This window comes from Pseudomonas sp. A-1 (genome assembly GCF_004801855.1).
Lineage (GTDB): Bacteria > Pseudomonadota > Gammaproteobacteria > Pseudomonadales > Pseudomonadaceae > Geopseudomonas.
Window position 1 is genome coordinate 1 of record NZ_SSTC01000019.1, and the last position, 19,919, is coordinate 19,919.

The 19,919-nt window shown below is 67.7% G+C and carries 16 protein-coding genes; all 16 read left to right on the forward strand.

What is annotated here, in order from left to right:
• A partial coding sequence (locus tag E5198_RS05995; RefSeq protein ID WP_168772488.1) for a phosphatidate cytidylyltransferase occupies positions 1-177 on the forward strand: 177 nt, incomplete at its 5' end.
• Positions 174-1,355 carry a 1-deoxy-D-xylulose-5-phosphate reductoisomerase gene (gene ispC, locus E5198_RS06000; RefSeq protein ID WP_372239869.1) on the forward strand — a complete coding sequence of 394 codons (1,182 nt, stop codon included), beginning with the start codon at positions 174-176 and terminating at the stop codon, positions 1,353-1,355. The genes E5198_RS05995 and ispC, both read left to right, overlap by 4 nt.
• Before the next feature lie 16 nt (positions 1,356-1,371).
• Positions 1,372-2,724 carry a sigma E protease regulator RseP gene (gene rseP, locus E5198_RS06005; RefSeq protein ID WP_136489096.1) on the forward strand — a complete coding sequence of 451 codons (1,353 nt, stop codon included), beginning with the start codon at positions 1,372-1,374 and terminating at the stop codon, positions 2,722-2,724.
• Between the two features lie 76 nt (positions 2,725-2,800).
• On the forward strand, positions 2,801-5,146 hold the full coding sequence (bamA, locus tag E5198_RS06010; RefSeq protein ID WP_136489097.1) for an outer membrane protein assembly factor BamA: 2,346 nt from the start codon (positions 2,801-2,803) through the stop codon (positions 5,144-5,146).
• A gap of 46 nt (positions 5,147-5,192) precedes the next feature.
• Positions 5,193-5,696, forward strand: coding sequence for an OmpH family outer membrane protein (locus tag E5198_RS06015; protein WP_136489098.1), 504 nt, complete (start codon positions 5,193-5,195; stop codon positions 5,694-5,696).
• Positions 5,697-5,701: 5 nt separating this feature from the next.
• Positions 5,702-6,760, forward strand: coding sequence for a UDP-3-O-(3-hydroxymyristoyl)glucosamine N-acyltransferase (gene lpxD, locus E5198_RS06020; RefSeq protein ID WP_136489099.1), 1,059 nt, complete (start codon positions 5,702-5,704; stop codon positions 6,758-6,760).
• 45 nt (positions 6,761-6,805) lie between these two features.
• Positions 6,806-7,246, forward strand: a complete 441-nt coding sequence (gene fabZ, locus E5198_RS06025) for a 3-hydroxyacyl-ACP dehydratase FabZ (protein WP_136489100.1) — start codon at positions 6,806-6,808, stop codon at positions 7,244-7,246.
• The gene (lpxA, locus tag E5198_RS06030) at positions 7,243-8,019 is read left to right on the forward strand and encodes an acyl-ACP--UDP-N-acetylglucosamine O-acyltransferase (RefSeq protein WP_136489101.1); all 777 of its coding nucleotides are present in this window, start codon (positions 7,243-7,245) and stop codon (positions 8,017-8,019) included. Before fabZ ends, lpxA begins: the two co-directional genes overlap by 4 nt.
• 4 nt (positions 8,020-8,023) lie before the next feature.
• Positions 8,024-9,157: a lipid-A-disaccharide synthase gene (gene lpxB, locus E5198_RS06035; protein ID WP_136489102.1), complete on the forward strand. Its 1,134-nt coding sequence runs from the start codon at positions 8,024-8,026 to the stop codon at positions 9,155-9,157.
• Complete coding sequence (rnhB, locus tag E5198_RS06040) at positions 9,157-9,756, forward strand: ribonuclease HII (protein ID WP_136489103.1); 600 nt, start codon at positions 9,157-9,159, stop codon at positions 9,754-9,756. The genes lpxB and rnhB overlap by 1 nt, the downstream gene beginning before the upstream one ends.
• Before the next feature lie 73 nt (positions 9,757-9,829).
• Positions 9,830-13,348, forward strand: a complete 3,519-nt coding sequence (gene dnaE / locus E5198_RS06045) for a DNA polymerase III subunit alpha (protein ID WP_136489104.1) — start codon at positions 9,830-9,832, stop codon at positions 13,346-13,348.
• A 108-nt stretch (positions 13,349-13,456) separates the two neighbouring features.
• Complete coding sequence (gene accA, locus E5198_RS06050; RefSeq protein WP_136489105.1) at positions 13,457-14,407, forward strand: acetyl-CoA carboxylase carboxyl transferase subunit alpha; 951 nt, start codon at positions 13,457-13,459, stop codon at positions 14,405-14,407.
• 127 nt (positions 14,408-14,534) lie between these two features.
• Positions 14,535-15,851, forward strand: coding sequence for a tRNA lysidine(34) synthetase TilS (gene tilS / locus E5198_RS06055; RefSeq protein ID WP_136489106.1), 1,317 nt, complete (start codon positions 14,535-14,537; stop codon positions 15,849-15,851).
• A gap of 106 nt (positions 15,852-15,957) precedes the next feature.
• Positions 15,958-17,592 (forward strand): CTP synthase, encoded by a 1,635-nt coding sequence (locus E5198_RS06060; protein WP_136489107.1) that lies wholly within the window; start codon positions 15,958-15,960, stop codon positions 17,590-17,592.
• A 2-nt stretch (positions 17,593-17,594) separates the two neighbouring features.
• Positions 17,595-18,440 carry a 3-deoxy-8-phosphooctulonate synthase gene (gene kdsA / locus E5198_RS06065; RefSeq protein WP_136489108.1) on the forward strand — a complete coding sequence of 282 codons (846 nt, stop codon included), beginning with the start codon at positions 17,595-17,597 and terminating at the stop codon, positions 18,438-18,440.
• A 133-nt stretch (positions 18,441-18,573) separates the two neighbouring features.
• On the forward strand, positions 18,574-19,863 hold the full coding sequence (gene eno / locus E5198_RS06070; RefSeq protein WP_136489109.1) for a phosphopyruvate hydratase: 1,290 nt from the start codon (positions 18,574-18,576) through the stop codon (positions 19,861-19,863).
• The last annotated feature ends 56 nt before the right edge of the window (positions 19,864-19,919 follow it).

Below are 19,919 nucleotides of genomic sequence, written 5' to 3' on the forward strand. Positions count from 1 at the left end.
CTGATCTCGGTGGTCGGCGACCTGACCGAGAGCATGTTCAAGCGTCAGTCCGGCATCAAGGACAGCAGCAGCCTGCTGCCCGGCCACGGCGGCGTGCTGGATCGCATCGACAGCCTGACGGCGGCGGTGCCGATGTTCGCCGTGCTGCTCTGGCTGCACGGCTGGGGAAGCCTGTGAAGCAGATAACCGTACTCGGGGCGACCGGTTCCATCGGTCTCTCCACCCTCGACGTCGTCGCCCGTCATCCCCACGACTACCGCGTCTTCGCCCTGACCGGCTTCAGCCGGCTGGCCGAGCTGGAGCGCCTGTGCCTGCTGCATCGCCCGCGCTTCGCCGTGGTGCCGACGGCCGAGGCGGCGCGCGTGCTGCAGGATGGTCTGCGTGGCGCCGGGCTGGATACCGAGGTGCTGGTCGGCGAGTCGGGCTTGTGCACGGTCGCCGCCCACCCGGAGGTGGATGCGGTGATGGCCGCCATCGTCGGCGCCGCCGGGCTCAAGCCGACCCTGGCCGCGGTGCAGGCGGGCAAGCGCGTGCTGCTGGCCAACAAGGAGGCGCTGGTGATGTCCGGCGCCCTGTTCATGCAGGCGGTGCAGGCCCACGGCGCCGAGCTGCTGCCGATCGACAGCGAACACAACGCCATCTTCCAGTGCATGCCCGGCGACTACGGCCAGGGCCTGGGGCGGGTCGGCGTGCGGCGCATCCTGCTCACCGCCTCCGGCGGGCCGTTCCGCTGCTGGCCGCTGGAGCGCATCGCCGAAGCCACGCCGCAGCAGGCCTGCGCCCATCCCAACTGGGCGATGGGGCGCAAGATCTCGGTCGACTCGGCGAGCATGATGAACAAGGGGCTGGAGCTGATCGAGGCCTGCTGGCTGTTCGATGCGCGCCCGGCCCAGGTCGAGGTGGTGGTCCATCCGCAGAGCGTGATCCATTCGCTGGTCGACTACGTCGACGGTTCGGTGCTGGCCCAGCTGGGCAATCCGGACATGCGCACGCCCATCGCCCATGCCCTGGCCTGGCCGCGGCGCATCGACTCCGGGGTGGCGCCGCTGGACCTGTTCGCCATCGCCCGCCTCGACTTCGAGGCGCCGGACGAGCGGCGTTTCCCCTGCCTGAAGCTGGCGCGCCAGGCGGCCGAGGCGGGCGGTACGGCGCCGGCGCTGCTCAACGCCGCCAACGAGGTGGCGGTCGCCGCCTTCCTTGACGAGCGCATCCGCTTCGTCGACATTGCCCGAATGATCGAGGCGGTGCTCGAGCGCATCCCTGCCGTTGCCGTCCGCGAGCTGGACACCGTGCTGCAGGCCGATGCCGAGGCGCGTGCCGCCGCGCAGGACTGGCTTGGCCGCTGCGGACACTGAGTCCGGAGGTTTTTCGATGAGCGCGTTGTATATGATCGTCGGCACCCTGGTCGCCCTGGGTGTGCTGGTCACTTTCCACGAATTCGGTCACTTCTGGGTGGCGCGGCGTTGCGGCATCAAGGTGCTGCGTTTCTCGGTGGGCTTCGGTGCGCCGTTGCTGCGCTGGCATGACCGCCACGGCACCGAGTTCGTGATTGCCGCCATCCCGCTGGGCGGCTACGTGAAGATGCTCGACGAGCGCGAGGGCGAGGTTCCCGCGGCGCTGCTCGAGCAGGCGTTCAACCGCAAGAGCGTACGCCAGCGCTTCGCCGTGGTCGTCGCCGGACCGCTGGCCAACTTCCTGCTCGCCATCCTGTTCTTCTGGGTGGTCGCCATGCTCGGCAGCCTGCAGGTGCGCCCGGTGATCGGCAGCATCGAGCCGGGCAGCCTGGCGGAGCAGGCCGGGGTGATGGCCGGCGCCGAGGTGCTGGCGGTGGACGGCCGGGCGGTGCAGGGCTGGAGCGAGGTCAACCTGCAGCTGGTGCGCCGTCTCGGCGAGAGCGGCAGCCTGCGCCTGCGCCTGCAGGAGCCGGACTCCAGCGTGCAGAGCGAGCGCACCCTGACCCTGGATGGCTGGCTCAGGGGAGCCGAGGATCCCGATCCGTTGGCGGCGCTGGGCATCCGTCCGTGGACGCCGAGGATCGAGCCGGTACTGGCCCAGCTCGATCCCCAGGGGCCGGCGCAGGCCGCCGGGCTGGAGGTCGGCGATCGCCTGCTGAGCCTGGACGGGGTGGGGCTGGACGACTGGCAGCAGGTGGTCGAGCGGGTGCGCGAGCGCCCGGGGCAGCGGGTGAGCCTGCGGGTCGAGCGCGATGGCCAGGCGCTGGACGTCAGCCTGACCCTGGCCGCTCGCGGCGAAGGCAAGGCGCGCAGCGGCTACCTCGGGGCCGGCGTCAGCGGCGGCGAATGGCCGGCGCAGATGCTTCGTGAAGTCCGTCACGGTCCGCTGGAAGCGGTGGGCGAAAGCCTCGGGCGGACCTGGTCGATGAGCCTTCTGACCCTCGACTCGATCGGCAAGATGCTGTTCGGCGAGCTCTCGGTAAAAAACTTGAGCGGCCCGATAACGATTGCTAAAGTGGCCGGCGCTTCGGCCCAGTCTGGGGTGGGAGATTTCCTGAGCTTCCTCGCCTACCTGAGTATCAGCCTCGGCGTGCTCAACCTGCTGCCGATTCCGGTCCTCGATGGCGGGCATCTGCTGTTCTATATGGTCGAATGGGTCCGTGGCCGGCCGCTGTCGGAACGGGTGCAGGCGCTCGGCATGCAGATAGGCATCAGCCTGGTGGTCGGCCTGATGCTTCTCGCCCTGTTTAATGACATCAGCCGGCTGTAACCTGCCACGCATTGCGGAGCTGCCGCCTGGGGCGGCAGTTCCTTTTTAGTCAGTCTGAAAAGTTAGAAAGGACTTCATGAAACGCTTGCTGCTACCGGCGGTAATTGCCGCGCTGATCACCGCCGAGGTTCACGCCGAGTCCTTCACGATCACCGACATTCGCGTCAACGGCCTGCAGCGGGTATCCGCCGGCAGCGTGTTCGGCGCCCTGCCGCTCAACGTCGGCGACGCGGTCGACGACCGTCGCCTGGTCGAGGCGACCCGCTCGCTGTTCAAGACCGGTTTCTTCCAGGACATCCGCCTCGGTCGCGAGGACGGCGTGCTGGTGGTCGACGTGGTCGAGCGCCCGTCGATCTCGGCGATCGAGATCGACGGCAACAAGGCCATCGCCACCGATGATCTGCTCAAGGGCCTCAAGCAGTCCGGCCTGGCCGAAGGCGAGATCTTCCAGCAGGCGACCCTCGAGGGCGTGCGCAACGAGCTGCAGCGCCAGTACGTGGCGCAGGGCCGCTACTCGGCGAGTATCGACACCGAGGTGGTCAGCCAGCCGCGCAACCGGGTCGCCCTGAAGATCAAGATCAACGAGGGTTCGGTCGCCGCCATCCAGCACATCAACATCGTCGGCAACAAGGTGTTCTCCAGCGAGGAGCTGGCCGGCCTGTTCGAGCTGCGCACCACCAACTGGCTGTCGTTCTTCCGCAACGACGACAAGTATTCCCGCGAGAAGCTGTCCGGCGACCTCGAGCGCCTGCGTTCCTACTACCTGGATCGCGGCTACATCAACATGGACATCACCTCCACCCAGGTGTCCATCACCCCGGACAAGAAGCACGTCTACGTCACCGTCAACATCGACGAGGGCGAGCGCTACACGATCCGCGAGGTCAAGCTGGCCGGCGACCTGCGCGTGCCGGAGGAAGAGGTGCGCAAGCTGCTGCTGGTCAAGGAAGGCCAGGTGTTCTCGCGCAAGGTGATGACCAGCACCTCCGAGCTGATCACCCGCCGCCTCGGCAACGAGGGCTACACCTTCGCCAACGTCAACGGCATCCCCGAGCCGCACGACGAGGACAACACCGTCTCGCTGACCTTCGCCGTCGACCCGGGCAAGCGCGCCTACGTCAATCGCATCAACTTCCGCGGCAACACCAAGACCGAGGACGAGGTGCTGCGCCGCGAGATGCGCCAGATGGAAGGCGGCTGGGCCTCGACCTACCTGATCGACCAGTCGAAGACCCGCCTCGAGCGCCTCGGCTACTTCAAGGAGGTCAACGTCGAGACCCCGCCGGTGCCGGGCACCGACGACCAGATCGACGTCAACTACAGCGTCGAGGAGCAGCCGTCCGGCTCGATCACCGCCAGCGTCGGCTTCGCCCAGAGCGCCGGCCTGATCCTTGGCGGCTCGATCAGCCAGAACAACTTCCTCGGCACCGGCAACAAGGTCAACGTCGGCCTGACCCGCAGCGAGTACCAGACCCGCTACAACTTCGCCTTCACCGATCCGTACTGGACCGAGGACGGCGTCAGCCTCGGCTACAACATGTTCTATCGCACCACCGACTACGACGACCTCGACGTCGACGTGTCGAGCTACTCGGTGGACAGCCTCGGTGCCGGCATCAACCTCGGCTATCCGATCAGCGAGACCTCGCGCCTGACCTACGGGCTGTCGGCCCAGCAGGACGACATCAAGCCCGGTACCTACACGGTCGACGAGATCAACGACTTCATCGCGGCCGAAGGCGACAGCTACACCAACTTCAAGGGCTCGATGGGCTGGTCGCAGTCGACCCTCAACCGCGGCATGTTCGCCAGCCGCGGCTACTCGCAGAGCCTGGTCGGCGAGATCACCCTGCCGGGCAGCGACCTGTCGTTCTACCGCATCGACTACAACGGCCAGGTCTTCGTCCCGCTGTGGAAGAAGGACTACGCCCTGCGCTTCCATGGCCGCTTGGGCTATGCCGACAGCTACGGCTCGACCAGCGAACTGCCGTTCTACGAGCACTACTACGCCGGCGGTTTCGGTTCGGTACGCGGCTTCGAGGAAAGCAGTCTCGGCCCGCGCAGCACGCCGGCCGCGGCCGATCCGGATCAGGATCCGCAACCCTTCGGCGGCAACGTCATCGTGCAGGGCGGTACCGAGCTGCTGTTCCCCCTGCCGTTCGTCAAGGACCAGCGCTCCCTGCGCACCGTGTTGTTCTGGGACGTCGGCAACGTGTTCGACACCAACTGCAGCGCCGCCCAGGAGGCGCGCGGCGAGGTCGGCTGCGACATCAGCCTGAGCGACATGGCCAGCTCGGTGGGCGTCGGCCTGACCTGGCTGACCGCGCTCGGCCCGCTGAGCTTCAGCCTCGGCATGCCGGTCAAGGAGCCCGAGAACTCCGATACCCAGGTATTCCAGTTCTCCCTGGGACAGACTTTCTAAGCCCGTTGGGGCCTTTCACCCAACCGATTCGTATCAGGAGTTCATCGTGCGCAAGTTGACCCAAGCAATCCTGTTCGCCGCCGCTATGGTGAGCCTGCCGGCCTTCGCCGAAATGAAGGTGGCGGTACTCAACTATCAAATGGCCCTGCTCGAATCCGACGCGGCCAAGAAGTACGCCGTCGATGCCGAGAAGAAGTTCGGCCCGCAGCTCAACCGCCTGAAGACCCTGGAGAGCGACGCCAAGCGCATCCAGGACCGCCTGATGAAGGAGGGCGAGAAGATGGCGCAGAGCGAGCGCGAGCGTCTGGAACTCGAGTTCAAGCAGAAGGCCCGCGACTTCCAGTTCCAGTCCAAGGAGCTGAACGAGGCCAAGGCCATCGCCGACCGCGACATGCTCAAGCAGCTCAAGCCGAAGCTGGACAAGGCCGTCGAGGAAGTGATCAAGAAGGGCAACTACGACCTGGTGCTGGAGCGCGGTGCCGTGGTGGAAGTCAAGCCGCAGTTCGACATCACCAAGCAGGTGATCGAGCGCATGAACCAGCTGCGCTGATCGCCATGAGTGCTTCCGTCCATACCCTTGGCGAGCTGGCCGCGCGCGTCGGCGCCGAGCTGCGCGGACCGGCCGGTCTGCCCATCGCCGGTCTGGCCGCCCTGCAGGACGCCGGCCCGCAGCAGCTGACCTTTCTCGCCAACGCGCAGTACCGCAAGCACCTGGCGACCTGCCAGGCCGGCGCGGTGCTGCTGACTCCGGCCGATGCCGAGGGCTTCGCCGGCAATGCCCTGGTGCTGGCCAATCCCTACCTGGCCTTCGCCCAGCTGTCGCACCTGTTCGACCGCAAGCCGGTCGCCGTGCCCGGCATCCACCCGACGGCCATGGTCGCCGCGGATGCCGTGGTCGATCCGAGCGCCTCGGTCGGTCCCGGCGTGGTGATCGAGTCCGGCGCGGTGATCGGCGCGCGGGTGAGCCTCGGTGCCCATTGCGTGATCGGTGCGCGCAGCGTGATCGGCGACGACGGCTGGCTGGCGCCGCGGGTGACCCTGTACCACGACGTGCGCATCGGTCAGCGTGTGGTCATCCAGTCCGGCGCGGTGCTCGGCGGCGAGGGCTTCGGCTTCGCCAACGACAAGGGCGTGTGGATCAAGATCGCCCAGATCGGTGGCGTGACCATCGGCGACGACGTCGAGATCGGCGCCAACACCACCATCGACCGTGGCGCCCTGGCCGACACGGTGATCGGCAACGGGGTCAAGCTCGACAACCAGATCATGATCGCCCACAACGTGCAGATCGGCGATCACACTGCCATGGCCGGCTGCTGCGGCATCTCCGGCAGCACCAGGATCGGCAAGCACTGCATGATCGCCGGCGGCGTCGGCATGGTCGGTCACATCGAGGTGTGCGATCACGTGTTCGTCACCGGCATGACCATGGTCACCCGCTCGATCACCGAGCCGGGGGCCTATTCCTCGGGCACGGCGATGCAGCCGGCGGCCGAGTGGAAGAAGAGCGCCGCGCGCCTGCGTCACCTTGACGACATGGCCAAGCGCCTGCAGCAGCTGGAAAAACAGCTCGCCGCCGTGACCCGGAGCGGGGATGGCTCATCTGATGCCTGAGGCACGCCTCCCCGTGTTCCATTTTTTGACCAAGGCTCCCACACCATGATGGATATCAACGAGATTCGCGAACTCCTGCCGCACCGCTACCCGTTCCTGCTGGTGGATCGGGTGGTGGAGATGGATCTCGAGGAAAAGCGCATCCGCGCCTACAAGAACGTGACCATCAACGAGCCGTTCTTCAATGGCCACTTCCCGGGCCATCCGATCATGCCGGGGGTGCTGATCATCGAAGCCATGGCCCAGGCCGCCGGCCTGCTCGGCTTCAGCATGATGGGGGCCAAGGCGGCCGCCGACACCCTGTACCTGTATGTCGGCTCCGACAACCTGCGTTTCCGCTCGCCGGTGACCCCGGGGGATCAGCTGATCCTCGAGGCCCGCGTACTCAGCACCAAGCGTGGCCTGTGGAAGTTCGAGTGCCAGGCCAGCGTCGACGGCAAGGCGGTCTGCTCCGGCGAGATCATCTGCGCGGAACAGAAGAAATGAGTCTGATCGACCCTCGCGCCATCATCGATCCGAGTGCCAGGCTGGCCGACTCCGTCGAAGTTGGCCCCTGGTCGATCATCGGTCCGAACGTGGAAATCGGCGAGGGTACCGTGATCGGTCCCCACGTGATCGTCAAGGGCCCCACGGTGATCGGCCGGCACAATCGCATCTACCAGTTCTCCTCGGTAGGCGAAGACACTCCCGATCTGAAGTACAAGGGCGAGCCGACCCGTCTGGTGATCGGCGACCACAACGTGATCCGCGAAGGCGTCACCATCCATCGCGGCACCGTGCAGGATCGCTTCGAGACCACCATCGGCAACCACAACCTGCTGATGGCCTACGTGCACGTCGGCCACGACAGCGTGATCGGCGACCACTGCATCCTGGTCAACAACACCGCACTGGCCGGCCACGTGCACGTCGGCGACTGGGCGATCCTCTCCGGCTTCACCCTGGTCCACCAGTTCTGCCATATCGGCGCGCACAGCTTCTCCGGCATGGGCACGGCGATCGGCAAGGACGTGCCGGCCTTCGTCACCGTGTTCGGCAGCCCCGCCGAGGCGCGCAGCATGAACTTCGAGGGCATGCGCCGGCGCGGTTTCAGCGACGAGGTGATGCACGCCCTGCGCCGCGCCTACAAGGTCGTCTACCGCAAGGGGCTGACCGTCGAGGAGGCGCTGGCCGACCTGGCCGCCGAGGCGGCGCAGTACCCGGAAGTGGCGCTGTTCTGCGACTCGGTGCGCAGCTCGACCCGCGGCATCACCCGCTGACGCCATGGCCCGTCCCCTGAAGATCGCCTTGGTCGCCGGCGAGGCGTCCGGCGACATCCTCGGCGCCGGCCTGATGCAGGCCATCAAGGCCCGCCACCCCGATGCCCGCTTCATCGGCGTCGGCGGGCCGCGCATGCAGGCCGAGGGCCTCGATTCGTACTTCCCGATGGAGCGCCTGGCGGTGATGGGCCTGGTCGAGGTGTTCGGCCGCCTGCCCGAACTGCTCAAGCGCCGCCGCGGCCTGATCCGCACCCTGATCGACGAGCGCCCGGACGTGTTCGTCGGCATCGATGCCCCGGACTTCAACCTCGGCGTCGAATTGAAGCTGCGCCAGGCCGGCATCCGCACCGTGCACTACGTCAGCCCCTCGGTGTGGGCCTGGCGGCAGAAGCGCGTGCTGAAGATCCAGCGCGCCTGCGACCTGATGCTCACCCTGTTTCCCTTCGAGGCGCAGTTCTACGAGGCACAGCAGGTGCCGGTGTGCTTCGTCGGTCACCCGCTGGCCGACGCCATTCCCCTGACGGCCGACCGTGTCGCCGCGCGCGCCGCTCTCGGCCTGCCGGAGCAGGGCACGGTGGTGGCGCTGCTGCCCGGCAGTCGCGGCGGCGAGGTCGAGCGTCTCGGCGGCCTGTTCCTCGACGCCGCCGAGCGCCTGCGCGCGCTGCGTCCGGGGCTGCGCTTCGTGCTGCCCTGCGCCAGCGCCGAGCGCCGCGCCCAGGTCGAGGCCATGCTCGCCGGGCGCGACCTGCAGGTCAGCCTGCTCGACGGCCGCTCCCACGAGGCTCTGGGCGCCTGCGATGCGGTGCTGATCGCCTCCGGCACCGCGACCCTCGAGGCGCTGCTGTTCAAGCGGCCGATGGTGGTGGCCTACCGGGTGGCGCCGCTGACCTACCGCATCCTCAGGCGGCTGGTGAAGAGTCCGTACATCTCGCTGCCCAACCTGCTGGCCGGGCGCCTGCTGGTCCCCGAGCTGATCCAGGACGCCGCCACGCCGGAAGCACTGGCCGGCGCGCTGGCGCCGCTGATCGACGATGGCCAGGTGCAGACCGAGGGCTTCGATGCCATCCACCGCGCGCTGCGCCGCGGCGCCTCCGAGCGCGCCGCCGAGGCGGTGTTGCGGCTGGTGGAGGGCGCCTGATGCAGCTGGGTCTGGATTTCACCCTGGTCGAGGAGCTGGTCGCCGGCGTCGACGAGGTCGGCCGCGGTCCGCTGTGCGGTCCGGTGGTCACCGCGGCGGTGATCCTCGATCCGGCGCGTCCCATCGCGGGGCTCAACGACTCCAAGAAGCTCAGCGAGGCGCGCCGCGAGCGGCTGTTCGACGAGATCCGCGACAAGGCGCTGGCCTGGTGCATCGGTCGCGCCGAGGTCGAGGAGATCGACCGCCTGAACATCCTGCAGGCCACCTTCCTGGCCATGCAGCGCGCGGTCGAGGGGCTGCCCATCCAGCCGCGGCTGGCGCTGATCGACGGCAATCGCTGCCCGAAGCTCCTGGTGCCCAGCGCGCCGGTGGTCGGCGGCGACGCCAGGGTGCCGGCGATCGCCGCCGCCTCGATCCTCGCCAAGGTCAGCCGCGACCGCGAGATGGCCGAACTGGATGCCCGCTATCCTGGTTACGGCATGGCCGGGCACAAGGGCTATCCGACGCCGGCGCATCTCGAGGCGCTCAGGCGCCTGGGGCCGACGCCCATTCATCGGCGCTCCTTTGCGCCGGTCCGGGCGCTGCTCGATCCGTCCTGAGCTAACCCATGCACTGCCTGTCCGGGCCCGGTACAATTCCGGGCCCAGTCGTTTCTGCGTCCACGGAATTGCCATGACCGCCACCTTCGTCCACCTGCGCGTGCACACCGAATACTCCTTGGTCGACGGCCTGGTACGGGTCAAGCCGCTGGTCAAGGCGGTGGCCGGGGCGGGCATGCCGGCGGTGGCGGTCACCGACATGAGCAACATGTGCTCGCTGGTCAAGTTCTACAAGACCGCCATGGGGGGCGGCATCAAGCCGATCTGCGGCGCCGACCTGTGGCTGGCCGGCCGCGGCGAGGACGCCCCGCTGTCGCGCCTGACCCTGCTGGCGATGGATGCCCAGGGTTACCGCAATCTCACCGAGCTGATCTCGCGCGGCTGGACCGAGGGGCAGCACAACGGCCTGGTGGTCATCCAGCGCGACTGGGTCAAGCAGGCCGCCGCGGGGCTGATCGCGCTGTCCGGTGCCAAGGAGGGGGAGATCGGCCTGGCGCTGCTCGGCGGTCACGCCGACGAAGCCGAGGCGCTGCTGCGCGAGTGGCAGGCGGTGTTCCCCGAGCGCTTCTACCTGGAGGTGCAGCGCACCAGCCGGGTCAACGACGAGGAGTACCTGCACGCGGCGGTGCAACTGGCCACGCGCTGCGATGCGCCGCTGGTGGCCACCAACGACGTGCGCTTCCTCAAGCAGGACGACTTCGAGGCCCACGAGACCCGCGTGTGCATCGGCGAGGGACGCACCCTCGACGATCCGCGGCGGCCGCGCAATTACTCGGACCAGCAGTACCTGAAGAGCCCGGCGGAGATGGCCGAGCTGTTCAGCGACCTTCCCGAGGCGCTGGAGAACACCGTCGAGATCGCCAGGCGCTGCAACATCGACGTGCGCCTGGGCAAGCACTTCCTGCCCGACTTCCCGACGCCCAACGGCATGGGCATCGACGACTACCTGCGCCACGCCTCCTACGAGGGGCTGGAAGAGCGTCTTGAAGTGCTGCTGCCCAAGGACACTCCGGACTACGAGGCCAAGCGCCAGGTCTACGTCGACCGCCTGGAGTTCGAGCTGGGCACCATCATCCAGATGGGCTTTCCCGGCTACTTCCTGATCGTGGCCGACTTCATCCAGTGGGCGAAGAACAACGGCGTGCCGGTGGGACCGGGGCGCGGCTCGGGTGCCGGCAGTCTGGTCGCCTACGTGCTGAAGATCACCGACCTCGACCCGCTGGCCTACGACCTGCTGTTCGAGCGCTTCCTCAACCCCGAGCGGGTCTCCATGCCCGACTTCGACGTCGACTTCTGCATGGACGGCCGTGACCGGGTGATCGACTACGTGGCCGACAAGTACGGTCGCAACGCGGTGAGCCAGATCATCACCTTCGGCTCGATGGCGGCCAAGGCGGTGGTGCGCGACGTGGCGCGGGTGCAGGGCAAGTCCTACGGGCTGGCCGACCGCCTGTCGAAGATGATCCCCTTCGAAGTCGGCATGACCCTGGAAAAGGCCTACGAGATGGAGGAGCCGCTGCGCGACTTCCTCGCCGTCGATGAGGATGCCAGGGAAATCTGGGACATGGCCCTCAAGCTCGAGGGCATCACCCGCGGCACCGGCAAGCACGCCGGCGGCGTGGTGATCGCGCCGACCAGGCTCACCGACTTCTCGCCGATCGCCTGCGACGAGGAGGGCGGCGGCCTGGTCACCCAGTTCGACAAGGACGACGTCGAGGCCGCCGGCCTGGTCAAGTTCGACTTCCTCGGCCTGCGCACCCTGACCATCATCAAGTGGGCACTGGAGACCATCAACCGCGAGCAGGCGAAGAAGGGCCTGCCGCCGGTCGACATCGACTTCATCCCGCTGGACGACAAGCCGACCTACCAGTTGCTGCAGCGCGCCGAGACCACCGCGGTGTTCCAGCTCGAATCGCGCGGCATGAAGGAGCTGATCAAGAAGCTCAAGCCGGACTGCCTGGAAGACCTCATCGCGCTGGTGGCGCTGTTCCGTCCCGGCCCGCTGCAGTCGGGCATGGTGGACGACTTCATCAACCGCAAGCACGGCCGTGCCGAGCTGTCCTATCCGCACCCGGACTACCAGTACGCGGGCCTCGAGCCGGTGCTCAAGCCCACCTACGGCATCATCCTGTACCAGGAACAGGTGATGCAGATCGCCCAGGTGATGGCCGGCTACACCCTCGGCGGCGCCGACATGCTGCGTCGGGCCATGGGCAAGAAGAAGCCCGAGGAGATGGCCAAGCAGCGCGGCGGCTTCATCGAGGGCTGCGCCAACAACGGCATCGACGGCGAGCTGGCGGGCAACATCTTCGACCTGGTGGAGAAGTTCGCCGGCTACGGCTTCAACAAGTCGCACTCGGCCGCCTACGGCCTGGTCTCCTACCAGACCGCCTGGCTGAAGACCCATTTCCCGTCGCCGTTCATGGCCGCGGTGATGTCGGCGGACATGCACAATACCGACAAGGTGGTGATCCTCATCGAAGAATGCCGCAGCATGAAGCTGCGCATCGACGCCCCCGACGTCAACGTCTCCGAGTTCAAGTTCACCGTCAACGAGGACGGGCGCATCGTCTACGGCCTCGGTGCGGTCAAGGGCGTCGGCGAGGGGCCGGTGGAGGCCATCGTCGAGGCGCGCGCCACGGGGCCGTTCAAGGACCTGTTCGACTTCTGCGCGCGGGTCGATTTGAAGCGCATCAACAAGCGCACCCTGGAGGCGCTGATCCGCAGCGGTGCGCTGGATCGCCTCGGCCCGCACTACCACGACGAGCCCAAGGCCTACCAGGCCAGTCTCGACCTCAATCGCGCGGTGCTGCTGGCGGCGATGGAGGAGGCGGTACAGGCGGCCGAGCAGAGCGCGCGCAGCGCCGACAGCGGGCACATGGACCTGTTCGGCGGGCTGTTCGCCGAGCCCGAGGCCGACGTCTACGCCAACTACCGCAAGGTGCGCGAGCTGACCCTCAAGGAGCGCCTGCGCGGCGAGAAGGAGACCCTCGGCCTGTACCTGACCGGCCATCCGATCGACGAATACGAAGGCGAGGTGCGCCGCTTCGCCCGCCAGCGCATCATCGACCTGCGCCCGGCGCGCGAGACGCAGACGGTGGCCGGGCTGATCGTCAACCTGCGGGTGATGAAGAACAAGCGCGGCGACAAGATGGGCTTCGTCACCCTCGACGACCGTTCCGGGCGCATCGAGGCCTCGCTGTTCGCCGAGGCCTTCGCCGCCGCCCAGTCGCTGCTGCAGACCGACGCGCTGGTGGTGATCGAGGGCGAGGTGAGCATGGACGACTTTTCCGGCGGCCTGCGCCTGCGCGCGAAACGGGTGATGAGCCTGGAGGAGGCGCGCACCGGGCTGGCCGAGAGCCTGCGCATGCGGGTCGACGGCGAGGCGCTCAGGGGGGAGCGGCTGCGCTGGCTGGCCGAGCTGTGCGGCCAGCATCGCGGCGCCTGTCCGATCACTCTCGACTACAGTGGCCGGGACGCGCGCGCCCTGCTGCAGTTCGGCGACCAATGGCGAATCGACCCCACCGACAACCTTATCCAGACTTTGCGTGACCAGTTCGGACGCGACAACGTCTTCCTCCAATACCGCTAAGGCGGGGTCCTCCGACCCTGCCAGGCTCGACCCGTGGCGCCCGATCCCGTAAAGTCGGGCGCCTGTTTTCCTGAGCCGAACAGTAACCCGCTCACCACGGATGCCTGCATGAACCCGAATTATCTGGATTTCGAACAGCCGATCGCCGACCTGCAAGCCAAGATCGAAGGCCTGCGCATGGTGGGCAACGACAACGAGCTGAACATCAGCGAAGAGATTGCCCGCCTGCAGGACAAGACCAGGACGCTGACCCAGAGCATCTTCAGCAACCTGACCAGCTGGCAGATCGCGCGCCTGGCCCGTCATCCGCGCCGCCCGTACACCCTGGACTACATCCAGCACATCTTCACCGAGTTCGACGAGCTGCACGGCGACCGCCACTTCGCCGACGACGCCGCCATCGTCGGCGGCGTGGCCCGCCTGGACGACAAGCCGGTGATGATCATCGGCCACCAGAAGGGCCGCGAGGTGCGCGAGAAGGTGCGCCGCAACTTCGGCATGCCGCGCCCCGAGGGCTACCGCAAGGCCTGCCGCCTGATGGAGATGGCCGAGCGCTTCAAGCTGCCGATCCTCACCTTCATCGACACCCCCGGCGCCTACCCGGGTATCGACGCCGAGGAGCGCGGCCAGAGCGAGGCCATCGCCTGGAACCTGCGCGTCATGGCGCGCCTGAAGACGCCGATCATCGCCACCGTGATCGGCGAGGGTGGCTCTGGCGGCGCGCTGGCCATCGGCGTGTGCGACCAGCTGAACATGCTGCAGTACTCCACCTACGCGGTGATCTCTCCGGAAGGCTGCGCCTCGATCCTCTGGCGCACCGCCGAGAAGGCGCCGGAAGCCGCCGAGGCCATGGGCATCACCGCCGAGCGCCTGAAGGAGCTGGGCATCGTCGATACCGTGATCGCCGAGCCGCTGGGCGGCGCCCACAGCGACCATGCGGCCATGGCTGCCGTGCTGCGCGAGTCGCTGAACCAGCAGCTGGACATGCTCGGCAAGCACGACATCCCGGCCCTGCTGGACCGTCGCTACCAGCGCCTGATGAGCTACGGCGCGGTCTGATCCACCGGCTATGCCGATCTGAAGGCTCCTGCGCTCCGGCGCGGAGCCTTGCTGTAGGGTGGAAGACTCGCGCAGCGATCTTCCACCGTGCTGGCACGGCCCTCGTCCCCAGCTGGAGCCTGCCTCCATGTCCCTCGAATCCCGCCTCCTGCAAGTCCTCGAGCCCTGGCGCCAGGCGCCGGCCTGGAAGATAGCCTTCTCCGGCGGACTGGATTCCACCGTCCTGCTCCACCTGCTGGCGCGCCTGCGCGAGTCCCATGCGCTGCCGCCGCTGTCCGCCATCCACATCCATCACGGCCTGCAGAGCGTCGCCGACAGCTGGGTCGCCCTGTGCCGCGCCCAGTGCGAGGCGCTTGGCATTCCCCTGCAGGTGCGCCATGTGAAGGTGGGCGAGGGCGCCAGTCTCGAGCGCGCCGCCCGCGAGGCCCGCTACGCCGCCTTCGCCGAGCTGCTGGGGGCCGGCGAGGTACTGCTGACCGCCCAGCACCGGGATGACCAGGCCGAGACCCTGCTGCTGCGCCTGCTGCGCGGTGCCGGGGTACGCGGCCTGGCGGCCATGCCGGCCATTCGGCCGCTGGCGGCGGGGCGGCTGCTGCGCCCGCTGCTGGGAATGACGCGGGTGGAGCTGGAGACCTGGGCGACGCGCGAGCAGCTCGCCTGGGTCGAGGATCCGAGCAACCTGGACATCCGCCTGGCGCGCAACTTCCTGCGTCACGAGATCCTGCCGCGGCTGGCGCAGCACTGGCCGGCGGCCGGCGCGGTGCTGGCGCGCGACGCCGAGCAGCTGGCCGAGGCCGACGACCTGCTCGGCGAACTGGCCGAGCTGGACCTGGCGGCGGCGCGCCTGGCGGCCGAACCGGCCTGGCTGGCACTGCCCTCGCTGGCGCTGGCGCCGCTGCTGGCGCTGTCCGAGGCGCGTCAGCGCAATGCCCTGCGCCACTGGCTGCGCGCGCTGACCCGGCTGCCCGAGCGCGAGCACTGGGCCGGCTGGGTCGATCTGCGCGACGCCCGGGGCGATGCGGAGCCCGTCTGGCGCCTCGAGGGGGGCGAGCTGCGCCGGGCCGGCGGGCGGCTGTGGTGGCTGAATGGCGACTGGCTGCAGGCGCCGCCGCCATCCGCCGTCGACTGGAGCGATCCGGCGCGGCCGCTGCCGCTGCCCGGCAACGGCCGGGTGCGGCTGGAGGGGGCGCTTCCCGGGCGGCCTCTGCAGATCCGCTATCGCCAGGGGGGCGAGGTGCTCGAGCTGCTCGGGCGCGGTCGTCGCGACCTCAAGCGCCTGCTGCAGGAAAGCGGCCTGCCGGCCTTCGTGCGTACCCGCCTGCCCCTGCTGCACGCTGGTGGCGAGCTGCTGGCGGTGGCCAATCTGCCCGGGTTGCAGGCCCGTCTGCAGCCGGCACTGCGACTGGTCTGGGAGTCGCCGACCGCCGGTCCGGGTTTGAGCTGAAAAGGCCTTTCGCGTAAACTATCCTCCCGTCTTCAAGAGGCTTTCTGCCTCCCTTCGCATTCCCCGGCGGCGCTGACCGCCTAAACGCAGACTTCTAGGGTTTTTCATGACGCGCTACATCTTCGTCACGGGTGGTGTTGTTTCTTCTTTGGGGAAAGGCATCGCCTCGGCTTCCTTGGCGGCAATCCTGGAGGCGCGGGGGCTGAAGGTCACCATGCTCAAGCTGGACCCCTACATCAACGTCGATCCGGGGACCATGAGCCCGTTCCAGCATGGCGAGGTGTTCGTCACCCATGATGGCGCGGAAACCGACCTCGATCTGGGCCACTACGAGCGGTTCATCCGCACCACCATGACCCAGAACAACAACTTCACCACCGGCCGCGTCTACATGGACGTGCTGCGCAAGGAGCGCCGCGGCGACTACCTGGGCGCCACCGTGCAGGTGATCCCGCACATCACCGACGAGATCAAGCGCCGGATCATCAAGGGCGCCGGCGATGCCGACGTGGCCCTGGTGGAGATCGGCGGCACCGTCGGCGACATCGAGTCGCAGCCGTTCCTCGAGGCGATCCGCCAGCTGCGCGTCGAAGTCGGCGCCAAGCGCGCGATGCTGATGCACCTGACCCTGGTGCCGTACATCGCCACCGCCGGCGAGACCAAGACCAAGCCGACCCAGCACTCGGTGAAGGAGCTGCGCTCCATCGGCCTGCAGCCGGACGTGCTGATCTGCCGCTCCGACCACCCGGTCGACCTGTCCTCGCGGCGCAAGATCGCCCTGTTCACCAACGTCGAGGAGCGTGCGGTGATCAGCCTGGAAGACGTCGACACCATCTACAAGATCCCGGCGGTGCTGCATGCCCAGGGCCTCGATGACATCGTCGTCGAGCGCTTCGGCCTGGAGTGCGGCCCGGCCGACCTGTCCGAGTGGGAGCGCGTGGTCGACGCCAAGCTCAACCCCGAGCACGAAGTCACCATCGCCATGGTCGGCAAGTACATGGAACTGCTGGACGCCTACAAGTCGCTGATCGAGGCGATGGGGCACGCCGGCATCCAGAGCCGCACCAAGGTCAACCTGCGCTACATCGACTCCGAGGACATCGAGAACCAGGGCACCGGCCTGCTGGAAGGCGTCGATGCCATCCTGGTGCCGGGCGGCTTCGGTCTGCGCGGCGTGGAAGGCAAGATCACCGCGGTGCAGTACGCCCGCGAGAACAAGATCCCCTACCTGGGCATCTGCCTCGGTATGCAGGTGGCGGTGATCGAGTACGCCCGCAACGTGCTGGGCTGGGCAGACGCCAACTCCACCGAGTTCGACCACGCCAGCGCCCATCCGGTGGTCGGCCTGATCACCGAGTGGCAGGACGCCACCGGCGCCGTCGAGCAGCGCAGTGCCGGTTCCGATCTGGGCGGCACCATGCGTCTGGGCGGTCAGGAGTGCCAGCTCGAGCGCGGCTCGCAGGTGCACGCCTGCTACGGCAAGGACGTGATCGTCGAGCGCCACCGCCACCGCTACGAGGTCAACAACAACCTGCTGCCGCAATTGCAGGAAGCCGGTCTGCGCGTCAGCGGCCGCTCCGGCGACGGCGCGCTGGTCGAAGTGGTCGAGGCCCCGAACCACCCGTGGTTCGTCGCCTGCCAGTTCCACCCGGAGTTCACCTCCACCCCGCGCGACGGCCACCCGCTGTTCAGCGGCTTCGTCAATGCCGCCCTCAAGCAGCACGAAGCGAAGAAGGCCTGATCATGGCGCAGAAGATCATCCGCGTCGGCAACCTCCAGATCGGCAACGAGCTGCCGTTCGTGCTGTTTGGCGGCATGAACGTGCTGGAGTCGCGCGACCTGGCCCTCAAGGTGTGCGAGGAGTACGTGCGGGTCACCGAGAAGCTCGGCATCCCCTACGTGTTCAAGGCCAGCTTCGACAAGGCCAACCGCTCGTCGATCACCTCCTTCCGCGGCCCGGGCCTGGAAGAGGGCATGAGGATCTTCGAGGAAGTGAAGAAGACCTTCGGCGTGCCGGTGATCACCGACGTCCACGAGCCGTACCAGGCGGCGCCGGTGGCCGAGGTCTGCGACATCATCCAGCTGCCGGCCTTCCTGTCGCGGCAGACCGACCTGGTGGTGGCGATGGCCAGGACCGGCGCGGTGATCAACATCAAGAAGGCCCAGTTCCTCGCCCCGCAGGAGATGAAGCACATCCTGCGCAAGTGCGAGGAAGCGGGCAACGATCAGCTGATCCTCTGCGAGCGCGGCTCCGCGTTCGGCTACAACAACCTGGTGGTCGACATGCTCGGCTTCGGCATCATGAAGTCGTTCGAGTACCCGGTGTTCTTCGACGTGACCCACGCCCTGCAGATGCCGGGCGGCCGCGCCGACTCCGCCGGTGGCCGTCGTGCCCAGGTCACCGACCTGGCCAAGGCCGGCATGAGCCAGGGCCTGGCCGGGTTGTTCCTCGAGGCCCATCCGGATCCGGACCAGGCCAAGTGCGACGGTCCCTGCGCGCTGCGCCTGGACCGGCTCGAGCCGTTCCTCGCCCAGCTCAAGGTGCTGGACGACCTGGTCAAGAGTTTCCCGCCGATCGAGACTGCCTGAAGGTCGTTCGATCCGCTAAAGTGGCGGGCGCCCACGACGGGTGCCCGATCCGTTTCTCCCGGTGGGCGCGGGCAGGGCAGTGACGCCCTTCCGTGCCCACTTGTATGTCAAACCCTCTGGAGTGCTACCAGCAATGGCAAAAATCGTCGACATCAAAGGCCGTGAGGTCCTGGATTCCCGCGGTAACCCGACCGTAGAAGCCGACGTGATCCTCGACAACGGCATCATCGGCAGCGCCTGTGCGCCGTCCGGTGCTTCCACCGGCTCGCGCGAAGCGCTGGAGCTGCGTGATGGCGACAAGAGCCGCTACCTGGGCAAGGGCGTGCTGAAGGCCGTGGCCAACGTCAACGGCCCGATCCGCGAGCGCCTGCTGGGCATGGATCCGGCCGAGCAGAAGGCTCTGGACCTGGCGATGATCGAGCTGGACGGCACCGAGAACAAGGCCAGCCTGGGCGCCAACGCCATCCTCGCCGTGTCCCTGGCTGCCGCCAAGGCCGCCGCCCAGGCCAAGGGCGTGCCGCTGTACGCGCACATCGCCGATCTGAACGGCACTCCGGGCGTCTACTCCATGCCGGTGCCGATGATGAACATCATCAACGGCGGCGAGCACGCCGACAACAACGTCGACATCCAGGAGTTCATGGTCCAGCCGGTCGGCGCCAAGACCTTCGCCGACGCCCTGCGCATGGGTGCCGAGATCTTCCATCACCTCAAGGCCGTGCTGAAGGCCCGTGGCCTGAACACCGCCGTCGGTGACGAGGGCGGCTTCGCGCCGAACCTGGCTTCCAACGAGGACGCCCTGGCCGCCATCGCCGAAGCCGTGGCCAATGCCGGCTACAAGCTGGGCGAGGACGTCACCCTGGCCCTGGACTGCGCCTCCTCCGAGTTCTTCAAGGACGGCCAGTACGATCTGGAAGGCGAAGGCAAGGTGTTCAGCGCCGAAGGTTTCGCCGACTACCTGGCCGGGCTGACCCAGCGCTACCCGATCATCTCCATCGAGGACGGCATGGACGAGTCCGACTGGGCCGGCTGGAAGGTGCTGACCGACAAGATCGGCGAGAAGGTGCAACTGGTCGGCGACGACCTGTTCGTCACCAACACCAAGATCCTCAAGCGCGGCATCGAGGAGAAGATCGGCAACTCGATCCTGATCAAGTTCAACCAGATCGGTTCGCTGACCGAGACCCTGGAAGCCATCCAGATGGCCAAGGCCGCCGGCTTCACCGCGGTGATCTCGCACCGCTCCGGCGAGACCGAGGACAGCACCATCGCCGACCTGGCCGTGGGTACCGCCGCTGGCCAGATCAAGACCGGCTCGCTGTGCCGCTCCGACCGCGTCTCCAAGTACAACCAGCTGCTGCGCATCGAGGAGCAACTGGGTGCCAAGGCACCGTACAAGGGCCGCGCCGAGTTCCGCGGCTAAGCTGTCTGTTGTCGGCCGGGCCGCCCCAGGGCGGCCGGCCGGCAACGGTTATCGCG